Annotated in this window: 18 protein-coding genes; 8 read left to right on the top strand and 10 right to left on the bottom strand. The window is 65.7% G+C overall.

Annotated elements, in window-relative coordinates; genetic code table 11:
* Positions 1–21 precede the first annotated feature (21 nt).
* Positions 22–858, top strand: coding sequence for an enoyl-CoA hydratase-related protein (locus JQ633_RS34655; protein WP_211990318.1), 837 nt, complete (start codon positions 22–24; stop codon positions 856–858).
* Positions 859–1,178: 320 nt separating this feature from the next.
* Here JQ633_RS34655 and JQ633_RS34650 read toward each other — a convergent pair whose 3' ends face one another.
* The 5 genes from JQ633_RS34650 to JQ633_RS35325 all read right to left on the bottom strand — a co-directional run bounded on the left by JQ633_RS34650 (position 1,179) and on the right by JQ633_RS35325 (position 5,708).
* Complete coding sequence (locus JQ633_RS34650; RefSeq protein WP_211990317.1) at positions 1,179–2,531, bottom strand: esterase-like activity of phytase family protein; 1,353 nt, start codon at positions 2,529–2,531, stop codon at positions 1,179–1,181.
* A gap of 117 nt (positions 2,532–2,648) precedes the next feature.
* Complete coding sequence (locus tag JQ633_RS34645; RefSeq protein WP_211990316.1) at positions 2,649–3,452, bottom strand: heme ABC transporter ATP-binding protein; 804 nt, start codon at positions 3,450–3,452, stop codon at positions 2,649–2,651.
* Positions 3,449–4,549, bottom strand: coding sequence for a FecCD family ABC transporter permease (locus tag JQ633_RS34640; RefSeq protein ID WP_211990315.1), 1,101 nt, complete (start codon positions 4,547–4,549; stop codon positions 3,449–3,451). The genes JQ633_RS34645 and JQ633_RS34640 overlap by 4 nt, the downstream gene beginning before the upstream one ends.
* Positions 4,546–5,493 (bottom strand): heme/hemin ABC transporter substrate-binding protein, encoded by a 948-nt coding sequence (locus tag JQ633_RS34635; RefSeq protein WP_211990314.1) that lies wholly within the window; start codon positions 5,491–5,493, stop codon positions 4,546–4,548. The genes JQ633_RS34640 and JQ633_RS34635 overlap by 4 nt, the downstream gene beginning before the upstream one ends.
* A gap of 8 nt (positions 5,494–5,501) precedes the next feature.
* Positions 5,502–5,708 carry a hemin uptake protein HemP gene (locus JQ633_RS35325; RefSeq protein ID WP_249159875.1) on the bottom strand — a complete coding sequence of 69 codons (207 nt, stop codon included), beginning with the start codon at positions 5,706–5,708 and terminating at the stop codon, positions 5,502–5,504.
* A gap of 249 nt (positions 5,709–5,957) precedes the next feature.
* On the opposite strand from JQ633_RS35325, the gene JQ633_RS34625 reads away from it, so the two are divergent.
* The 6 genes from JQ633_RS34625 (at position 5,958) to JQ633_RS34600 (ending at position 11,568) form a co-directional block, all read left to right on the top strand.
* Positions 5,958–8,303, top strand: a complete 2,346-nt coding sequence (locus tag JQ633_RS34625; protein WP_211990313.1) for a TonB-dependent hemoglobin/transferrin/lactoferrin family receptor — start codon at positions 5,958–5,960, stop codon at positions 8,301–8,303.
* Between the two features lie 140 nt (positions 8,304–8,443).
* Entirely contained in the window at positions 8,444–8,779 is a 336-nt protein-coding gene (locus tag JQ633_RS34620) for an antibiotic biosynthesis monooxygenase family protein (RefSeq protein ID WP_211990312.1), read from the top strand.
* Positions 8,780–8,790: 11 nt separating this feature from the next.
* Positions 8,791–9,300, top strand: a complete 510-nt coding sequence (gene hutX / locus JQ633_RS34615) for a heme utilization cystosolic carrier protein HutX (protein WP_211990332.1) — start codon at positions 8,791–8,793, stop codon at positions 9,298–9,300.
* 252 nt (positions 9,301–9,552) lie between these two features.
* The gene (gene exbB / locus JQ633_RS34610; protein WP_249159878.1) at positions 9,553–10,293 is read left to right on the top strand and encodes a tonB-system energizer ExbB; all 741 of its coding nucleotides are present in this window, start codon (positions 9,553–9,555) and stop codon (positions 10,291–10,293) included.
* 3 nt (positions 10,294–10,296) lie between these two features.
* A complete protein-coding gene (exbD, locus tag JQ633_RS34605; RefSeq protein ID WP_211990311.1) occupies positions 10,297–10,743 on the top strand; it encodes a TonB system transport protein ExbD in 447 nt (148 codons plus the stop codon).
* 3 nt (positions 10,744–10,746) lie between these two features.
* A complete protein-coding gene (locus JQ633_RS34600; protein ID WP_211990310.1) occupies positions 10,747–11,568 on the top strand; it encodes an energy transducer TonB family protein in 822 nt (273 codons plus the stop codon).
* A 233-nt stretch (positions 11,569–11,801) separates the two neighbouring features.
* Here the strand turns inward: JQ633_RS34600 and JQ633_RS34595 are convergent, their stop codons facing one another.
* The 4 genes from JQ633_RS34595 to JQ633_RS34580 all read right to left on the bottom strand — a co-directional run bounded on the left by JQ633_RS34595 (position 11,802) and on the right by JQ633_RS34580 (position 16,327).
* Positions 11,802–12,644: a carbohydrate ABC transporter permease gene (locus JQ633_RS34595; protein WP_433995722.1), complete on the bottom strand. Its 843-nt coding sequence runs from the start codon at positions 12,642–12,644 to the stop codon at positions 11,802–11,804.
* Between the two features lie 52 nt (positions 12,645–12,696).
* The gene (locus JQ633_RS34590; RefSeq protein WP_211990308.1) at positions 12,697–13,653 is read right to left on the bottom strand and encodes a carbohydrate ABC transporter permease; all 957 of its coding nucleotides are present in this window, start codon (positions 13,651–13,653) and stop codon (positions 12,697–12,699) included.
* Between the two features lie 135 nt (positions 13,654–13,788).
* Entirely contained in the window at positions 13,789–15,135 is a 1,347-nt protein-coding gene (locus JQ633_RS34585) for an ABC transporter substrate-binding protein (protein WP_211990307.1), read from the bottom strand.
* 148 nt (positions 15,136–15,283) lie between these two features.
* Positions 15,284–16,327, bottom strand: coding sequence for a C-terminal binding protein (locus tag JQ633_RS34580; protein WP_211990306.1), 1,044 nt, complete (start codon positions 16,325–16,327; stop codon positions 15,284–15,286).
* Between the two features lie 267 nt (positions 16,328–16,594).
* On the opposite strand from JQ633_RS34580, the gene JQ633_RS34575 reads away from it, so the two are divergent.
* A complete protein-coding gene (locus JQ633_RS34575) occupies positions 16,595–18,280 on the top strand; it encodes a methyl-accepting chemotaxis protein (protein ID WP_211990305.1) in 1,686 nt (561 codons plus the stop codon).
* A gap of 183 nt (positions 18,281–18,463) precedes the next feature.
* Here the strand turns inward: JQ633_RS34575 and JQ633_RS34570 are convergent, their stop codons facing one another.
* Positions 18,464–19,441 (bottom strand): tripartite tricarboxylate transporter substrate binding protein, encoded by a 978-nt coding sequence (locus tag JQ633_RS34570; protein WP_211990304.1) that lies wholly within the window; start codon positions 19,439–19,441, stop codon positions 18,464–18,466.
* Positions 19,442–19,717 lie beyond the last annotated feature (276 nt).

Genomic DNA, 19,717 nt, shown 5'->3' with positions numbered 1-19,717 from the left:
GAGACGAGATCGGGAGGAACCATGAGTTACCAGCACATCATCGTCGACGATCCGCGGCCGAGGGTTCGGCGCATCACGCTGAACCGCCCGGAAAAGCGCAACGCGCTGAACAACCGCCTGCGCGGCGAGATCTTCGAGGTGCTGGAGCAGGCCGATCGCGATCCCGATGTGTCGATCACCGTCCTGCGCGGCGCCGGTCCCTGCTTCTCGGCGGGCTACGACCTCTCCGCCGACAACCGCGTCGACCAGCCCTATCATTCGGCATCCGGGCCCGGGCAGTGGTCGCGCCATGTTGTCGAGGGCTGGTTCTCGATCTGGGACCTCGCCAAGCCCGTGATCGCGCAGGTGCACGGCTATTGCCTTGCCGGCGGCACCGAGCTCGCGACCGCCTGCGACGTCGTCTACGTCGCCGACGATGCGCAGATCGGTTACCCGCCGGTACGGCTGATGAGCCCGCCCGACATGCAATATCACCCCTGGCTGGTCGGCATGCGCCGCGCCATGGAATTAATGCTGACGGGCGACGCGATGAGCGGCCGTGAGGCCGCTGAATGGGGCTATGCGACGCGGTCGTTTCCGCTGGCCGAACTGGAGGTCAAGACGCTCGACTTCGCCGAGCGCGCCGCCAAGGTGCCGGTCGAACTGCAGCAGCTCAACAAGCGCAGCGTGCACCGCGCGATGGAAATCATGGGCGCCCGCGCCGCGATGCGCGCCGGCACCGAGATCCAGGCGCTGGCCTTCACCACCGAAGCCAGCAAGGCCTACATGTCCGGCTTCCGCCGTGACGGTGCCAGCGTCAAGGCGCAGCTCGACCAGCGCGACACGACGTTCGGGGATTACCGGACGAAGAAGGAGTGAGGGGGAGGGCAGGCGCCAACCACGTGATCCGTCGCCACTCGCGTAATCCGTCACCCTGAGGAGGCCGCTACGCGGCCGTCTCGAAGGGTCGACGGCCCTGCTGCTTCCACGCGGCTGCAGCGGGGCCGTGCATCCTTCGAGACGCCGCTTCGCGGCTCCTCAGGATGACGGGGATGGAGTTTGCATACTCCGCTGTCATGCCCCGCCTTGAGCGGGGCATCCAGTACGCCGCGGTTTATCCGCTGAACTCAGCGGCCTCTGGAATACGGGGTCGCCCGGTCGAGCCGGGCGACGACATGGTGTTGCGTGGCGAGACCGCCTCACTTCGCTTTCAGGAAGTCGCCGACTTCGAGCAGCACGAACTCGTCGTCATCGGCCTTATTGGGATCGCGGCTCGAGGAGAACGGCAGGTTGTTGTCGTTGCCGACGATGATGTGGGTGTCGTCGACGCGGTCGACGTTCTCGATGGTGAAGAACGGGAACGTCAGTACGCCGTCGGTGAGCGGCTTCTTCGCCTTCTTGTCGGGATCGCGGATCTTCATCAGGTCGATATAGCCGATCTTGCGCACCGGCTTGCCGACATTGGCGTCGGACAGCTCGATCTTGTAGATGCGCTTGAACTTGGCAAGATCGGAAAAGCAGTTCTCGGCGCGCTGGCCCTGCGGGCAGGCCTTGTCGGCGGTGCCTTCGCCGTTGTCGCGCTCGATGATCAGGCCCTGTGTCGGATCGATCATGTTGAAATCGCCGATCGCATTGCCGTTCTGCTCGAACACATACTGCCAGTAGCGGCCGGTGAACTTCTCCGCCGCGACGTCGAATTCGAGGATGCGCGAGGCTTCCTTGCCGTCGACCTTCTCCCAATCCTTCTTCTCCGCATCCCACAGCGGCCCTTCAAGGAGCCCGTAGAGGAACTTGCCGTCCTTGGAGGAGGCAAAGCCCTCATAGCCCTTGGAGCGCCGCAGATTGACGTTGCTGTAGCTCGCGCCCGGCGCGCCCGGCGACTGCACCGCCCAATGATCCGGCGAGCGCACCGGCTTGCCGTCGGCTACCGTCTCGAACACCGCGAGGATCTTGCCGGTCTTGTCGGCCTTAAGGACATATGGCCCGAACTCGTCGCCGATCCAGAAGGTGTCGCCGATGATCTGGAATCCCTCGGTGTCGAAGTCGGCGCCGGTCAGATAGCGCTTGGTGGTGTCCTCATGCACGATGCGGAACGGCACCTTCTTGTCGGGATCGTGCAGGAACACGGTCTCCTGGCGCTCGATCTTGCCGCTCGTCCAGCCGATCTTGTGCCGGTTGAGGTACAGCATCGAGTCCGCCGAGTTGTAGCGCGAGCCCATGCCGTTGTCGGTGATCACCCAGAACGTGCCGTCCGGCATCACCTTGATGCCGGAATGGCCCTGCAGCGGCTGGCCCTTGAACGGCAGCGACACGCCGGTCGGGCGGTCGTTGGACTTGCCCATCACGGAGCCGATCGCATCGATGCGCTTGCCGGTGGTGTATTTGCCCGACGTCTTCAGGTCTGCGGGCGCATCCGCCGGCGCCTCGATGAAGCTCTCCGCCGGCATCACGGCATGGCCCGCCAGCGTCGCCGGAAATTCGCCTTCGCCTTGCGCGAACGCAGCTGTCGCGAGCAGGACGGACGCGACGGAGCAGAGCAGTGACAGGCGCATGGTGACCTCCAAGGAAAAACCAAGAGATAAACGATGCGGTGTTCTCCGAGGCGCCTGTTACAGCCGCCTGACAGATTTATGAATGGCCGCGTTTGTCGCGGGATAAGGGTTGCGGCGTTACGTCGCCCTGTCCGACGCACGCATGTTCTGCGGCAGCAGGAACGGCACGCCCTGATCGGTGTGGGCAATCACGGCGTCGATCTCGAAGATCTGCCGGATGGTCTCGGCTTTCATCGCGGCCGTGCGGTCACCGTCGATGGCGAGACGACCGCGATGCAGCAGCAGGATGCGGTCGGCGAACCGCATCGCGAGGTTGAGGTCGTGCAGGATCGCGATCACCGCGGTGCCTTGCGCCGCCCGCCGCCGCGCGGTCTCGACGAGGTCGATCTGGTGCCGCAGGTCGAGGCTCGACGTCGGCTCGTCCAGCAGCAAGAGCCCCGGCCCGTTCCGTGCTTCGCCGCAGGCGAGCTGCACCAGCACGCGGGCGAAATGCGCGCGCTGCTGTTCGCCGCCGGACAGCGTCGGCAACTGCCTGAAGCGAAACTGCGCCAGCCCGACCTCGTCGAGTGCCGCCTCGACCAACCCGCGCGCGACGGCACGCGGGCTCTCGCCGGCGCCCATCGTCACGATCTCCTCGACGGTGAACGGGAAGGTGACGCTGACATGCTGCGACAGCATCGCGCGGTGCTGCGCGAGGTCGCGCGGCTTGTAGGCGTGCAGATCGCGCCGCTTGAGCCGGATCGTGCCGTGTGACGGGCGAAGATCGCCGGACAGCATCCGCAGCAAGGTCGATTTTCCGGCACCGTTGGGGCCGACGATCGCGACCATCTCGCCGGCGCCGATCCGCAGCGAGACGTTATCGACCAGCGTCGCGCCGCCGACCGTCATGGATACCGATTGCGCCTCGATCAGCGCGCTCATAGCGCGACCAGCCCGCGCTGGCGCAGCAGCATAATGAGGAAGAACGGCGCGCCGATCGCGGCGGTCAAAATGCCGATCGGCATTTCTGCAGGCGCGACCATGCTACGTGCCACCGTATCGGCGCCGACCAGCAGCACGGCGCCAAGGATGGCCGAGGCCGGCAGCAGCAGGCGGTGCGCCGGTCCGATCACCAGCCGCAGCAGATGCGGCACTACGATGCCGACGAAGCCGATCACGCCGCAGATCGAGACCGCGACGCCGGTCATCGCCGAGACCAGCACGATCGAGATCCGCTTCAGCCGCTCGACGTCGACGCCGCTATGAAATGCCTCGGCCTCGCCGAGCACCAGCGCGTCGAGCCCGCGCGCGACCGAGACGCAGGCGATCAACGCGATCGCCAGCACCGGCACCAGCGTCGTCAGCTTGCTCCAGGTCGCGCCGCTCAGCGAGCCCAGCAGCCAGAAGGTGATGTCGCGCAGCTGGCGGTCGTCGGCGACGAACACGAGCAGCCCGATGCCGGCATTGGCGATCGCGGCGAGCGCGAGGCCGCCGAGCAGGAAGATCGCGATCGAGGTCCGCCCGCCGCGGCTGGCGATGGCATAGAGAACGACGGTGGTCACCAGCGAGCCGATGAAGGCCGCGACCGGCAGCAACTGGTGCTGCATGAAATAGAGGTGTTCGCCAAAGCGGCTGTCGGTGAACACGATCGCGGCCGCCGCGGCAAAGGCGCCACCCGAGGAGACGCCGACCAAAGCGGGATCGGCCAGAGGGTTGCGGAACAGCCCCTGCATGATCGCGCCCGACATCGCCAGCAGCGCGCCGACCATCGCGGCGGCCGCGATCCGCGGAATGCGGATCGACCACACCACGAGCTGATCGCGGGCGAGCAGCGGGCCGGTGGCGCCGTCGGTCCACAGCCCGAGCGCGGCCGGCAACCGCGCCAGAGGAATGCCGGCGGCGCCGACGGTCAGCGCGATCAATGCTGCGCCGGCGAGTGCGGCAAGCAGGCAGAGGATGGTGAGCGTCGCGGCCGGGCGCAGCGACGTTGCGGCGTCGCGTTGATCGGCACGCGCGCTGCGCTCGGCCACCGCGCTCATTGCCGGCAGTTCGCGGTCAGCGCGGCCGGCTTGAAGCTTTCGGCCTGCGATGCCAGCGCCGGATAGAGCTTGAGTGAGAGATCGCGCGCGGCGGCCGCGGTGCGCGGGCCGAAGCCGAGCAGATACAGCCCTTCCATCGAGATGAAAGCCTTATTGGCCGCGACCGGCGTCAGCGCGAAGGCCGGATGCGCGAACACCGCGTCGGCGTTCAGCGAATCCTTGCCGCGCTCGATCGACAGTACGACATCAGGTTTGGCGGCAACGATCGCCTCGTCGTTGACCGGCTTGTAGCCGTCATAGCCGTCGATCGCGTTGATGCCGCCGGCGAGCTGGATGATCTCGTCCGCCGCGGTCTTGTGGCCGGCGGCCAGCGCGCGGCCGTTCACCATCGACATCACGAACATCACGCGCACCGGCGTCGTCACTTTGGCACGCAGCGCGCGCAGTTGCGCGAGATCGCTCTCGACGGCAGCGGAGAGGCACGCGGCGCGCGGATCGGCGCCCATGGCGTGGCCGACCAGCCTGATCTTTTCGACCAACCCGGCCTCGGAGAACGTCTCGGGCACCAACACCAGCGGCACCCTGGCGGCTTCCAGCACGTCCATGGTTTCCTTCGGCCCGGAGCCCTGCACCGCCAGCACCAGTGACGGGTGCAGGCCGAGCACGCCCTCGGGCGACAACTGGCGCATGTAGCCGACGTCGGGCTTTTCGCGCAGCGCCGACGGCGGGTAGAGGCTCGTCGCATCGACGCCGGCGATGCGGTCCTCGAAGCCGAGCGCATAGAGGATCTCGGTGATCGCGCCGCCGATCGATACGATCCGCGCCGGATTGTCGATCACGACGTCGCGGTCGCGTGCGTCGTGTACCGTGATGCCCGCAGCGTTGCCTGCGCCCGATGGCAACAGATAGAGAGCGAGCAGAGCGAGCGTGCGGCAAATTGTCATCGATGCGGTCATTTGGTCAGGATCAGCTTGTTCTGCGAGGTCAGCCGCAGGCGGTAAGTCTCCTCGCCATGCGCGATGATGATCTCGCGATCGGCCGCGAACAGCTCGCGGCTGTCGAGACGATTCCCGCGCATGATGAGCGTCTTGCCTGTGTCGGCAGCGATCTCCGCCTGCTTGCCGGCCGCGCCGATATTGTCTCCGGAAGGTGCCGACATTGTGCTGGTGCTGCGCCTCGAAAATCTTCAAACGTTTGCTGTTTGTATAAGTGGGCAAAGCCGCATTCCAACAGCCGCGTTTTACAATCGATGTAAACAGCGCCGCCGCATTCTTGACCGCTTTGTTGCCGGGACGTAACCAATCGTGACGGATGCGGGCGAGGGCCCGCATTGCAATGCGTTAGCCAGCAAGCCGCTCGTTAGAGCGCACGCCAGCCAAACCAGAACAGGGATCATCGGGCTGGGGTTATGGCTGACGGGGCTAGGTATTCGCGCGTCCTGATTTTGGGCGCGTCGGTGTTTTCATTTACGGCAACGCTGCCGGAGCGCAGTCACGCGCAGACTGCGGATTCATCCACTGCGAGTCCGGCCGCCGAACTGCCGAAACAGGCCAAGCGCAAACCGAAGCCGCAAGCCGTGCAGCAGGCCGCGTCGCCGGTGATGAATGCACGCGCGCAGATCGGCGCGGTGCCGGTGCAGTCGCTCGACACCATCACGGTCGTGGCGTCGAAGACCGAGGAGCGCGCGATCGATGCGCTGGCGCCGGTCAGCACGGTGACGCTGGAGAAGATCCAGGGGCTGCAGCCGAACCGGACCTCCGACATCTTCTACAGCGTGCCCGGCGTGACGTTCCAGGAGCGCGGCGATGATCCCGCGACGGTGATCAACATCCGCGGCCTGCAGGATTTCGGCCGCGTCGCGGTCGTGGTCGACGGCGCGCGGCAGAACTATCAACGCACCGGCCACAACGCCAACGGCTCGTTCTTCCTCGATCCCGAACTGATCGGCGGCGTCGACGTGGTACGCGGCCCGACCGCGAACATCTACGGCTCCGGCGCGATCGGCGGCGTGGTCTCGTTCCGCACCAAGGATATCGACGACGTGCTGCGTCCCGGCGAGCGCTGGGGCGTCGACATGAGTGGGTCCTACGGCACCAACAAGGAGCGTGGCATGGGTTCGGTGTTCGGCGGCGTGCGCGCCGATCCGAACGTCGATGTGTTCGGCGGCGCAGTCTATCGCACCCAAGGCAACTACAAGGACGGCGACGGCACCGAGATCGGCAACACCGGCAACGACATCGCCGCCGGCCTGATGAAGGTGACGATCCGTCCGGCCGAGGGCCACGAGTTCAAGATCGGCGGCATCTTCCAGGACTATCAGTACAATATCGGCCAGCCGAACCGCGGCCCGACCACCACGGCGGCGCCGCTGGCGGCGATCGCCGGCTCCTCGGTCTATGCGTCCGACGCCAGGAACTACACGGGTACGCTGAGCTGGAAATATTCCAAGCCCGACGACATGCTGTTCGACTGGAACATTTCGGTTTACGGCAACCGCATCGACAACGACCAGGTCAAGACCTACAACAACCGCATCACCACTGGCGGCGGCGTCTGCACGCTCGCCAATCCCGGCAACAACATCTCCGGCTGCGTCGGCGACAAGCGCGGCTATTCGCTCGACACCGTCGGCCTCGACGTCAACAACACCTCGCGCTTCAACTTCGGCGACTGGCGCAATGCCGTGACCTACGGCTTCGATGTCTTCCGCGACGACGTCGAGACCTTCGATATGCGCGGCAACTCCAACATCACGACGCCGGGCGGCCAGCGCACGGTGTCCGGCGGCTTCGTACAGCTGAAGCAGAACTATTCGACCTGGCTCGAGCTCGTCAGCGCGCTCAGATACGATCGCTACGAGCTCAACTCGATCGGCACCTCGAGCGACGGCGACCGGCTGTCGCCGAAGATCACGGTCGGTGTCACGCCGGTCGCCGGGTTCACGCCCTATCTCAGCTATGCCGAAGGCTATCGCGCGCCGTCGATCACCGAGACGCTGATCGCCGGCGGCCATGCCACCGGCGGCGGGCCGGCGCTGTTCAACTGTCCTGACGGCACCAGCGGGCTGTTCTGTTTCCTGCCGAACCCGGCGCTGCGGCCCGAAGTCGGCAAGAACAAGGAAGCCGGTGTCAATCTGAAGTATGACGGCATCTTCTCGGCGAGCGACTCGTTCCGCGGCAAGATCAACGTGTTCCGCAACGACGTCGACGGCTATATCGATCTCGTGGCGTCGGCACCGACCAGGACGCCGTTCGGTTCGTTCAGCCAGTTCTACCAGTACCAGAACATCGCCCATGCCCGCATCGAGGGCTTTGAGGTCGAGACGATGTATGACGCGGGCGACTGGTTCCTCGGTGTCGCCGGTCATCTGATGCGCGGCAAGAACACCCAGACCAATGTCGGGCTCGCCACCATCACGCCGCGCAAGGTGACGACCACGGCCGGCGTGCGGCTGCTCGACCGCACGCTGATCCTGTCGGCGCAGTGGGCCTCGTTCGGCGCCAACAACGACCTGCCGGCGGGCTATCTGCCCGCGACTGCCTACGATCTCGTCAATCTCTATCTGACCTGGAACGCCACCAAGGACATCACCTTCACGGCGTCGGTCGACAATCTCCTGAACCAGTATTACCGGCCCTATGCGATCCCGGGCTCTTCGACCGACGGCACGACGCAGAACGACGTGCTGTTCTCGAGCCCGGGTCCGGGAACCGTCTACAAGGCCGGGTTGAAGATTCACCTAGGTGGAGCGTAACGCGACGAGCCGATCATTCCATCCAGGTTGCTCCGGCCGCGCTGGTGCCCCCAGCGCGGCCTTGGCGCGTTCATGCTATCAACGAGACCAGCCGGCAGGACCGCCATCGGGTGTCCGCCGCCAAACAGGAGAGTGCTTTCATGTTCATCGCTATGAACCGGTTCCAGGTGATCAAGGGCAAGGAGGAGGCGTTCGAGACAGTCTGGAAGACGCGCGAATCCTATCTCGGCGACCTGCCGGGCTTCATCGAGTTTCATCTGGTGAAGGGCCCCGAGGCCGAGGACCACACGCTCTATGCGACGCACACGGTGTGGGCCAGCAAGACCGCGTTCGAGGACTGGACCAAGTCGGAGGCTTTCCGCCGCGCCCATTCCCGCGCCGGCAACGAGACCGGCGGCAGCCTCTATCTCGGCCACCCCAAATTCGAGGGCTTCGAGGTGCTGATCACCGAACGGGCGAAGAGCGCCGCAGCATGACGGAGACGGCGATGCTGGACGCGGAGCTCGCCGGGCTGAAGGCTCACATGGCCGACAATCCCGGCGCCGTCATCGAGGACGTCGCGCGCGAGCGCAACGTCTCGCCGCGCGCGGTGCTGGAGGCGCTGCCCGCAGGCATGGTGCGGATCGGCGCCGGCGAGTTCGCGGCCGCGATGGGTGACATCGCGGAGTGGGGCGAGGTGACGCTGATCGTGCACACCGACGATGCGATCTTCGAGTTCACCGGCAGCATCCCGAAGGGCGAGGTCGGCCGCGGCTACTTCAACCTGATGCAGCCGAAGGGCCTGCACGGCCATCTCCGCCACGAGCGCTGCGCCGCGCTCGCATTCGTCGAGCGGCCCTTCATGGGCAAGGTGTCGGCATTCATCGCCTTCATCAATCGCGACGGCGGCATCATGTTCAAGGTGTTCGTCGGTCGCGACGAGGCGCGCGCGCTGCGCGGCGACCAGCTCGTGCGCTTCCACGCGCTGGCGGATCGGTTGGCACCGAAGGCGGGCTGAAGGATTCTCCCTCTCCCCGCCTGCGGGGAGAGGGTCGGGGTGAGGGGGACTCTCCGCGAACGCAGTGCCTGGAGAGTCCCCCTCACCCACATCGCATCTGCGATGCGATGTGACCTCTCCCCGCAAGCGGGGCGAGGTGAAGAGGGCGCGATGCCAATCGACGCCCTCGATCTGGAAAGCGTGGAGGCGAATATGCGAGGCGAGACGTTCGAGAGGGGAGGCCGGGTGTCGACGGTGATTGCCTCGCTCTTGATGGCTACACTTCTTCTTCCGACCGCCTGCCTCGCCGCGTCAGACAATGCGCTATTGCCCCGCAACCTCTCGCCCTGGGGCATGTTCCAGGGCGCCGACCTCGTCGTGAAGGCGGTCATGATCGGTCTTGCCATCGCCTCGCTGATCACCTGGACGGTGTGGCTCGCCAAGACCATCGAGATCCGCCGCAAGAGCGTGCTCGCCCAGCAGCGGCTCGGCCTGCTCGAGCGCGACACGCAGCTGGCCGAGGTCGAGCAGGCGAGCCGCGACAGCAATGATGCGGTGGCGCAGATCGTCCAGTCGGCGGCGCGCGAGGCGGCGCTGTCCGGCGGCATCCTCGATGACGGCTTCAAGGAACGGATCGCGCTGCGGCTCGAGCGCGTCGAGGCGGCGATGTCGCGGCAGATCGCGCGCGGCACCGGCGTGCTCGCCACCATCGGCGCCACCGCACCGTTCGTCGGTCTGTTCGGCACGGTGTGGGGCATCATGAACTCCTTCATCGGCATCTCCGAGGCGAACACCACTAACCTTGCGGTGGTCGCGCCGGGCATCGCGGAAGCGCTGCTGGCGACGGCGCTCGGCCTCGTCGCGGCGATCCCGGCGGTCGTGATCTACAACCACCTGACGCGCTCGATCGCGGCCTACCGCGCGCTGCTCGGCGACGCGTCAGCCATGGTGATGCTGCTGGTCAGCCGCGAGGGCGACCGCAGCCTGTTCCGCCTGGCGCGGGCCGCGGAGTAGGCGATGGGCGCGAGGCTCGGCTCAAGCGGCGCGCTTGGCGGCCGGCGTCGGTCGGACGACGATCTGGTCGAGACGCATGAGATCAACGTCACGCCGTTCATCGACGTGATGCTGGTGCTGCTGATCATCTTCATGGTGGCGGCGCCACTTGCCACCGTCGATCTCGGCGTCGATCTGCCCGCGAGCACCGCCGAGCCGCAGCCGCGGCTGAACAGGCCGGTGTTCGTCACGGTGAAGCCGGATCTCTCGGTCGCAGTCGGCGAAGACGTGATCGCGCGCGAGACGCTGACCTCGGCGCTCGACGGTGCCACGCAGGGCAAGAAGGACGAGCGCATCTTCCTGCGCGCCGACAAGGCGGTCAGCTATGGCGAGCTGATGGAGGTGATGAACCTGCTTCGCAACGCCGGCTATCTCAAGATCGCGCTGGTCGGCCTCGACGGCCGAAGCTAGCGCATGAATGCTTTTGCTCTTCATCACGCGGGCGACGATGTCTGGCTGCGGCGCTGGGGTCTGTCGGCGTCCGCAATTCTGGCAGCGCATGCCGCGGTGCTCGCACTTGGCATGAGCTGGGTCTCCGCGCCACCGCCGGGCGTTGCGGTACCGGCGGTGTTGGTTGACCTCGCGCCGATCACGTCTTCGCCCGAGATTTCGCAGATGGAGGTGCCGCCGGGCCCCGCGATGCAGGAGGCCGACGCTTCGCCGCCGGAGCCCGCAGCCGCCCAGCCCGTGCAGGTGGAGATCGCGCCGACGCCGCTGCAGGAGAAGCCCGAGGTGGTCGCGCCCCCGGAGCAGAAGCAGCAGGCCGAACTGCCGAAAGTTGAGCCCGCAAAGATCGCTCCCGAGCGGAAGCCGGAGCCGGTCAAGCCCAAGGTTATCAGGCGCGAGGCGAAGAAGCCGTCAGAGGCTGTGCCGGCGCCGCGCACCAGCGCGCCGAGCCGCGCCGAACGTCAGGCGCCGATGGCGTCTGCGATCAGCGCCGGCGCGTCAGCCTCGGCGCTCGCGGCCTATAACGCGCGCGTCCGCGCGCACCTGATGCGCTTCCAGTCCTATCCGGCGGAGGGCCGTGGCCAGCGGGGCGTGGTCCGGCTGACATTCACGCTCGGCCGCGGCGGGCAGGTGCTGTCGACCCGGCTCGGCGGCGCCTCCGGCAATCCGGCGTTCGATGCCCGCGCGATGGCGATGGTGCGCCAAGCCCAGCCATTCCCCCCGATCCCGCCGGAGGTCGCGCAAGGCGCCGTCGGCTTCACCGTGCCGGTCGCGTTCGTCCCGCGGTAGCTCACTTCCGCCCCCTCGAGAATGCGAAGCTCTGTCCTCATCTACCGTTGTCATCGCCCGGCTCGACCGGGCGATCCAGTACGCCGCGGCTTCTCGGCTCTATCACCACTGCCTCTGGAATACTGGATCACCCGGTCAAGCCGGGTGATGACACCGAGCAAGTTGGGCAAGCAACCCGTCATCAGGGTGACGGAGATAGGTTGCGCTCGCTTCAACGCGATTAAGGCGTCCCGCTACTCCTTCACCGCGCCGGTCAGCGACGACACGTAGTAATCGACGAACAGCGAGTAGAACAGCGCGACTGGCAGCGAGCCGAGCAGGGAGCCGGCCATCAGCGCGCCCCACTGGTAGACGTCGCCGGTGATCAGCTCGGTCACGATCGCGACCGGAACCGTCTTGTTGGCGCCGCTCTGGATGAAGGCGAGGGCGTAGATGAACTCGTTCCAGGACAGCGTGAAGGAGAAGATGCCGGCCGAGATCAGGCCAGGCACCGCCAGCGGCAGCGTGATCCGGCGCAGGATCTGCAAGCGCGTTGCACCATCGACCAGCGCGCATTCCTCGAGCTCATAGGGGATCGACTTGAAGTAGCCGATCAACAGCCAGGTGCAGAACGGCACCAGGAAGGTCGGATAGACCAGGATCAGCGCCAGCGGCGAGTCGAACAGGCCGAACTGCACGATCACGGTGGCGAGCGGGATGAACAGGATCGACGGCGGCACCAGGTAGGCGAGGTAGATGCCGAGGCCGACATAGGGACTGCCGCGGAAGCGCAGCCGCTCGATCGCATAGGCCGCGAGCGTCGAGGCGAACAGCGACAGGAAGGTCGAGCCGATCGCCACCATCATGGTGGTCTTTAGCCAGCGCGGGTACGAGGTTTCGAACAGCAGATGCTTGATGTGCAGAAGCGTCGGCGAGGTGATCCAGAACGGATTGTGCTCCTTGTAGTTCAACAGCTCCGCGTTCGGTTTGAACGAGGTGACCGCCATCCAGTAGAACGGGAACAGCAGGATCAGGATGAAGCAGGCGAGCGGCAGATAGATCATCACCACGCGCCGGGCGCGGGAGTCCCACGCCATCGTGTCGGGCGTGGCGCTGGCGACGTTGCTGTTGCCCGGTGAGGCGGTGACGTCAGTCATTGGCTTCTCCCTGCTGCCATTTGCGGCGCGCGAGGCCGAAGTAGCTGAACAATGTCGCGAACACGAGGAACGGGATCATCGACACGGCGATCGCGGCGCCTTCGCCGAGTTCGCCGCCGGCGATGCCGCGCTGGAACGCCAGCGTCGCCAGCAGGTGGGTCGAGTTGACCGGGCCGCCGCGGGTGATGGCATAGACCAGCTGGAAGTCGGTGAAGGTGAAGATGATCGAGAAGGTCATCACGATCGCCAGGATCGGCATCATCATCGGGAAGGTGATGTAGCGGAAGCGCTGCCACGAGGTGGCGCCGTCGAGCATCGCGGCTTCATAGAGCGAGGGCGAGATGGTCTGCAGCCCCGCCAGCAGCGAGATCGCAACGAACGGGATGCCGCGCCAGATGTTGGCGACGATCAGCGAGAACCGCGCCGGCCAGGGCGAACCAAGGAAGTCGACATTGCTGTCGCGGAGGTGCAGCACGTCGACCAGCAGATAGGAGATGATCGAGAACTGCGGATCGTAGATCCACCAGAACGCCAGTGCCGACAGCACTGTCGGCACGATCCACGGCAGCAGCACGATGGCGCGGATCAGGCTCTTGAACGGGAAGTGGTTGTTGAGCAGCAGCGCCAGCCAGAAGCCGAGCGCGAATTTCCCGAAGGTCGCGACCGCGGTGTAGAAGATCGAGTAGAACACCGCGTTCCACCACAGCGGGTCCTTGAGCAAATACTGGAAGTTCTCGAGGCCGATGAAGACGCCGCGCTGGCCGATCGTGGTGTCGGTGAAGGCGAGCCAGATGCCGAGGCCGAGCGGATAGGTCAGGAACACCGCGAGCAGGCCGATCGCGGGCGCAAGGCACATCACGATCAGGAACGGCTTGTAGTCGAACAGGCGCACCAGCCAGTTCGGCTGGCGCTGCTCGTAGGTGCGGGACGATATTGTTGTTACGGACATCAGATCCTTGTCCTGGTCTGACTTCAAAGTCTTTCAAGCGTCATTCCGGGGCGATGCGAAAGCATCGAACCCGGAATCTCGAGATTCCGGGTCTGGTCCTTCGGACCATCCCGGAATGACGGCTGCGACCAGCCCTTACCGGCCCTGCCGGCGGAAGTACCGCTTGGCGCGCTGCTCGGCTTCGGCGGCGGCGGCTTCCGGCGTCGCGGCGTCGGTTGCCACTGCGGCGCACATCTGCACAAGCACGTAATCGGCGTTGACGGCGCCGGTCGCGGTCGAGATCGGGCCCTTGTAGCCGTTGTAGTAGGGGCTGCGCATGGTGTCCTTGAACAACTTGACCTTGGGATCGCCCGACCACACGGCCGCGTCGGCGTAGGCCGCCAGCGGCTGCGACCAGTAGCCCGAGTTGGCGTTGAGCCACGGCTCGTACTGCTCGTGCTCCAGCATGAACTGCAGGAACGCCTTCGCCGCGTTGGGATACTGCGAGTGCTTGAACACCATGGCATTCAACGTGAGGCCGGACATCGGCGAGGTCGAGGCCAGTCCCTTCGGCAGCAACTGGTGCTCAGTGTCGTCGGCGATCGCCTTGGTCGCCGGGTCGTTCTTCAGCGAGAAATACAGCGAGACGCCGTTGGCGGTCAGGCCGATTTCCTGCGAGGAGTAGGCGCGGTTGTTGGAGACGTCGTTCCAGGACGGCGTGCCGGCGATGAAGGTCGGATAGAGCTCCTTCAGGTATTTCAGCGCTGATATCGTCTCCTTGCTGTTGATGATGATGTTGCCTTCCTCATCGAGCAGCGCGGCGTTGTGCGACCACAGCAGCCAGTTGGCGAAGCCGTTGCCGTCGCCGACGGCGTTGCCGAGCGCGAAGCCCGCAGGCTTGCCGGCGGCCTTCAATTTCTTGCAGAGCTCGAGGATGCCGGCATGGTCTTCCGGGACCTTGTCGTAGCCGGCGGCATTGATCAGCGATTTGCGGTAGACCAGCGGGCCGCCCGAGGCGCCGAACGGCAGGCCGACCCAGCTCTTGGACTTCGAGCGCATGCCGTAGCGCTGCGCCAGCGCGAGCCAGCCGCCATAGCGCTGGCCAAGATAGTCGGCGACATCGGTCAGCTCGATCAGCTTGTCGATATAGATGTGCGGCGCGTCGCCGAAGCCGATGATGATGTCGGGGCCGGCGCCGGAATTCGAGGTCACCGCGGTCTGCTGGTTGATGTCTTCCCAGCCGACGAAATCGACCTTGATCTCGACGCCGGTCTTGTCGGTGAACTTCTTGGCATTGGCGCGGAACACGTCTTCGTCGGCCTGCACGAAGCGCACCGGGCGCAACATCCGTATCGACGCGCCCTTTTCGATCGGCAGCGACGGTGCGGCGGCCTCGGCCACCTTCACTTTCGACGCTTCCTGCGCCGAAGCGCCTGTTGCGGCAAGCGCTGCGGCGGACACGCCGAGCACCAATGCGTCACGGCGGGTGATGATGTTGGTCATTCAAATTTCTCCCTGTTGTTGTCCCCGGCGTTGAGCCGCCGGTGAACGCCCCGATCCCAGCCGAATCGGGGACTTCCGTCCGTCTTGTTATTCCGTCCGGCGGGCACGGACCGTTCTCCGTGTCGCCCGCGGACGCGTTGTTACCGTCTTAACTGTTCGGACCGCGATCCATGCTGACAGGTTGCCAGCGGCGCAGCGCGGTGTCTTGCAGCACCGACGGGTTGACGCAGCTTACCGGCCACATGCCTTGCAGCACTAGTGACAATTCGTAGCCCACCCGGCGCTTGCGCGCTTCGTCGAAACGTGCCGAGGCCGAGGCGACATGGGCGGTCAAGGTAACATTGTCCATCCCGAGCATCGGATTGTTGTGCGACGGCGGCTCCTTCTCCAGCACGTCGAGCGCGGCATGCGCGATCCAGCCCTCCTGCAGCGCCTTGATCAGCGCCTCCTCGTCGACCGTGGCGCCGCGGCCGGTGTTGACGAAGACGGCGGTTTTTTTCATCTGGCGGAAATGCTTCTCGGTCAGCATGTGGTGCACCTCGGGCCGCGCCGGCGCGTGCATCGAGACGAAATCCGACTGCGACAGCACCTCCGACAGTGTCGAGGGGATCACGCCGTGGTCATACATCAGCGTTTCCTGGATGAACGGATCGTAGGCCATCATCCTGAGGCCAAACGGCGCGGCGCGCTTGGCGACCGCGCGGGCGACGCGGCCGAACGAGATGAAGCCGAGCGTCTGGCCCATCAGCCGCGGAATCTTCAACAGCGCCGGCCTGCCTTCGGACCAACGTCCGCTGCGCACCATCTTGTCCTGCTCGATCAGGCGGCGGAAGCCGGCCAGCAGCAGCATCATGGCGTGGTCGGCGACCTCCTCGATGAACGTGTCGGGAATGTTGGTGACGGGGATGCCGCGGGCGGTCGCGGCTTTGACGTCGACGGAATCGACGCCGACGCTGCCGAGCGTGATCACCTTGCAGTTTTCCAGCGCGTCGATCACCGTCTTGGTGATCGGCATGCCCTTGGCGTAGATCGCATCGGCGGTCCTCGCCGCGGCGATGAACTCGGCCTCGTTGGCCGGCGCCTCGATGATCTCGGCGCCGATCGGGTCGAGCGCCTCCCGTTCATAGTCGTAGCCGCCGCCGGCCACCGTGAAGCTCGCGCCCTTCGGCGTGACCACCCTGAATTTTGACATTGCTTGCTCCCGATGTGAGGTCTTGTTCTTGCTTCTTGCTCGTTTGCTTCTTGATTGGGCGAGTTGGCCTTGCGCCGCCGCCTGACATGCTTTTACGCGAACCGCGCGGCCGCCTCCACAATTACAAGTTGGTGCAGCGTCCAATTCTCCGGGCTTCTACGGTGAAGGAGCGTAACCAACGGGTAAAGGGTCTCACATTACCGTGAGGCGAATCAATCCCGCCCATCGCCCATCGCGCCGCGTTCCCCGCCTCTCCTGGAGATCCCCGTGAAGCTGTCCAATATGAAGATCACTCCCAAGCTCGGCATTCTGGTGGGAGTGGCTCTGCTCGGCCTGTGCGCAGCCGGCTTTCTCGCCGGTCACTTGATGCAGCGGGAGATGGTGCAGGCGCGCATCGATCAGACCAAGGCGATGGTCGAGATGGCGAAGAACATGGCGGCGAGCCTGAAGAAGGACGTCGACGCCGGCAAGATGACCAAGGAGGCCGCGATCGCCGAGTTCGGCAAGCGCGCCAATGCGATGACCTACGACAACGGCGCCGGCTATCTGTTCGGCACGAATTATGACGGCATCACCGTGATGGCGCCCGATCCGAAGCAGATCGGCACCAATCGCATGGACGTGCTGGTCAACGGCCGGAAGATCTCCCAGGAGCTGATGGACGGTGTGAAGTCGAAGGGCGATATCCTGGTCTTCTACGAATATGTGAAGCCCGGCCAGGAGACGCCGATCCGCAAGCTCGGCTATGCCGTCGCGGTCCCCGGCTTCGATATGTATGTCGGCACCGGCGCCTATCTTGACGACATCGACGCCAAGCTGCGTCCGATCACTTGGCTGCTCGGCCTTGCGATCCTCGGCATCGGCATCATCTCCGGCTCGGTCGCCTGGCTGATCGGTCGCAGCATCTCGCGGCCGCTTAATATGCTCGGCAGCCGCATGCGCGAGATCGCCGACGGCAAGCTCGAGGGCGATATCCCGGGCGTCGGCCGCGGCGACGAGGTCGGCGCGATGGCGTCCACCGTTCAGATATTCAAGGACAACGCGGTCCGGATCCGCGACCTCGAGCAAGCCGAGGCCGCGACCCAGGCCCGCGCCACCGCCGAGCGCCGCTCGGTGATGGAGAACATCGCCAACGACTTCGAGCGCAGCGTCAACGGCATCGTCCGCACGGTGGCGTCGGCCGCCGCGGGCATGCAGACCACCGCGCAGTCGATGACTGCGACCGCGAGCGATGCCAGCGCGCGCGCCGCGACTGTCGGCGCGGCGTCCGACAGCGCCTCCAACAATGTCGGCACCGTCGCGGCCGCGGCCGAGGAGCTGTCTTCGTCGGTTGCGGAAATCGCCCGCCAGGTGGCGCGCTCCAGCGAGGTCGCCAGCCAGGCGGTCGCCGATGCCGAGCGCACCAACGCGACTGTGCAGGCGCTCTCCACCGGCGCCGAGAAGATCGGCGAGGTGGTCAAGCTGATCCACTCGATCGCCGCGCAGACCAACCTGCTGGCGCTCAACGCCACCATCGAGGCGGCGCGCGCCGGCGAATCCGGCCGCGGCTTCGCCGTGGTCGCCTCCGAGGTGAAGGCGCTGGCCAACCAGACCGCGAAGGCGACCGAGGAGATCTCGGCGCAGGTCGCCGCGATGCAGTCCTCGACCGGCGAGGCGGTGACCTCGATCGGCGGCATCACCGCGACCATCGCGCAGATGAGCGAGATCACCGCCTCGATCTCGACCGCGATCGACCAGCAAGGCGATGCGACGCGCGAGATCGCGCGCAACATCCAGCAGGTCGCAGCCGGCTCGAGCGAGATCTCGGCACATATCGGCGGCGTCACCTCGGCGGCTGCCGCCACCGGCACCGCGGCCGGCGACGTGCTCTCGAACGCCCGCGAGCTCGACACCCAGTCCGGCGCGCTGCGCAACGCGGTCGACGAGTTCCTGCAGAAGGTGCGTGCGGCGTAAGGTCAGTGGTTGTGTAGGGTGGGGTTTGTTTACCCGACCCGATGCCCAGCCCCGTCATCCTGAGGTGCGAGCTCTTGCGAGCCTCGAAGGATGCTCGGCCCGGCTGGTGGCCGATTCATCCTTCGAGGCTCGCAAGAGCTCGCACCTCAGGATGACGGGGATAGCTTCGTGGGTGGGCCGTCGCTACTGCTTCTCGATCCCGGCGGCGGTGATCAGCTTTTCCCACAGCACGAGCTGCTCCTTGAGGAACGCATCGAACTCCTCGGGCGTGCCTGAAAATGCTTCCATGCCGCGCTCGGCGAGCTGGCTCTTGATGTCCGGCCGCTCGATCACCTTGCGGATCTCCGCGTTCAATTTGGCGACCATGTCCTTCGGCATGTTGGCCGGGCCGAGATAGCCCTGCCACGAGGTGATATCGAACCCCTTCACGGTCTCGTCCATGGTCGGCAGCTCCGGCAGCAGCGCCGATTTGCGCTTGGTGGTGACCGCGAGCGCCTTCAGCGCCTTGGCATTGACGTGCGGCAGACCGGTCGGGACGTCGATGAACATCATCGAGACGCGGCCGGCGATCACGTCGGTGAGCGCCGGCGGCGAGCTCTTGTAGGGCACGTGCAGCAGGTCGATGCCGGCGAGGCGGGCGAACGTCGCGCCCGAGACGATCGCCGACGACGAGCCGCTGGCGTAGGAGTATTTGCCCGGCTCTTTCTTGGCGAGCGCGATCAGGTCGGCGACCGAGTTCGCCGGGATCTCCGGATTGATCACCAGCATGAAGGGCAGGTCGCCGGTGCGCGCGATCGGCGTGAAATCCTTGATCGGATCGTAGCTCATGATCTTGAGCAGATACGGATTGGCCGAATGCGTCGTGTTGGTCGTGACGAACAGCGTGTAGCCGTCGGGCGCGGAGCGGGCGACGTAGCTCGCCGCGATCGAGCCGTTGGCGCCGGCCTTGTTGTCGATCACCATGCCGACGCCGAGCGCGACCCCGAGCTCCTTGGAGATCAGCCGCGTCGTGGTGTCGGTGCCGCTGCCGGCGGCGAACGGCAGCACCAGCGTGATGTTGCGGGTCGGGTAGGACTGGGCAAACGCCGCGCCGGAAATTGCCGCAAGCATCGAGGCGGCGGCCGCCGCCAGGCACCAATATCGTCTCAATCCCATCATCATCTCGTCGTCCCCCCGCGCGCCCTGAACGGGCTGTTCGCGGCCGAAGCTAGCCCGGCCGCCACGGCGGCGGAAGCCGTGCCGGCAGCAGCCATTCGCCGCATGGCCGCTCCCGAGGGTCGTCGCAGGGGCCGCGCTGCCAAAAAATGCCGAAAACAACCCCATGCAAAGTAGCCGGTGGCGACCGGCATTCGACGAGGCAACTGTCCGTAGCGGGTGAAGATGTCGTGTTTTTGTAGCTCGTGATCTGTCGCCTTCGTTTGTGATTTGCAGGTTAGC

Origin of the sequence: Bradyrhizobium tropiciagri, from assembly GCF_018130505.1 — a bacterium.
GTDB lineage: Bacteria > Pseudomonadota > Alphaproteobacteria > Rhizobiales > Xanthobacteraceae > Bradyrhizobium > Bradyrhizobium tropiciagri_B.
The sequence above is the reverse complement of the archived record's forward strand: the minus strand, read 5'-3'. Positions and strand labels throughout refer to the sequence as shown.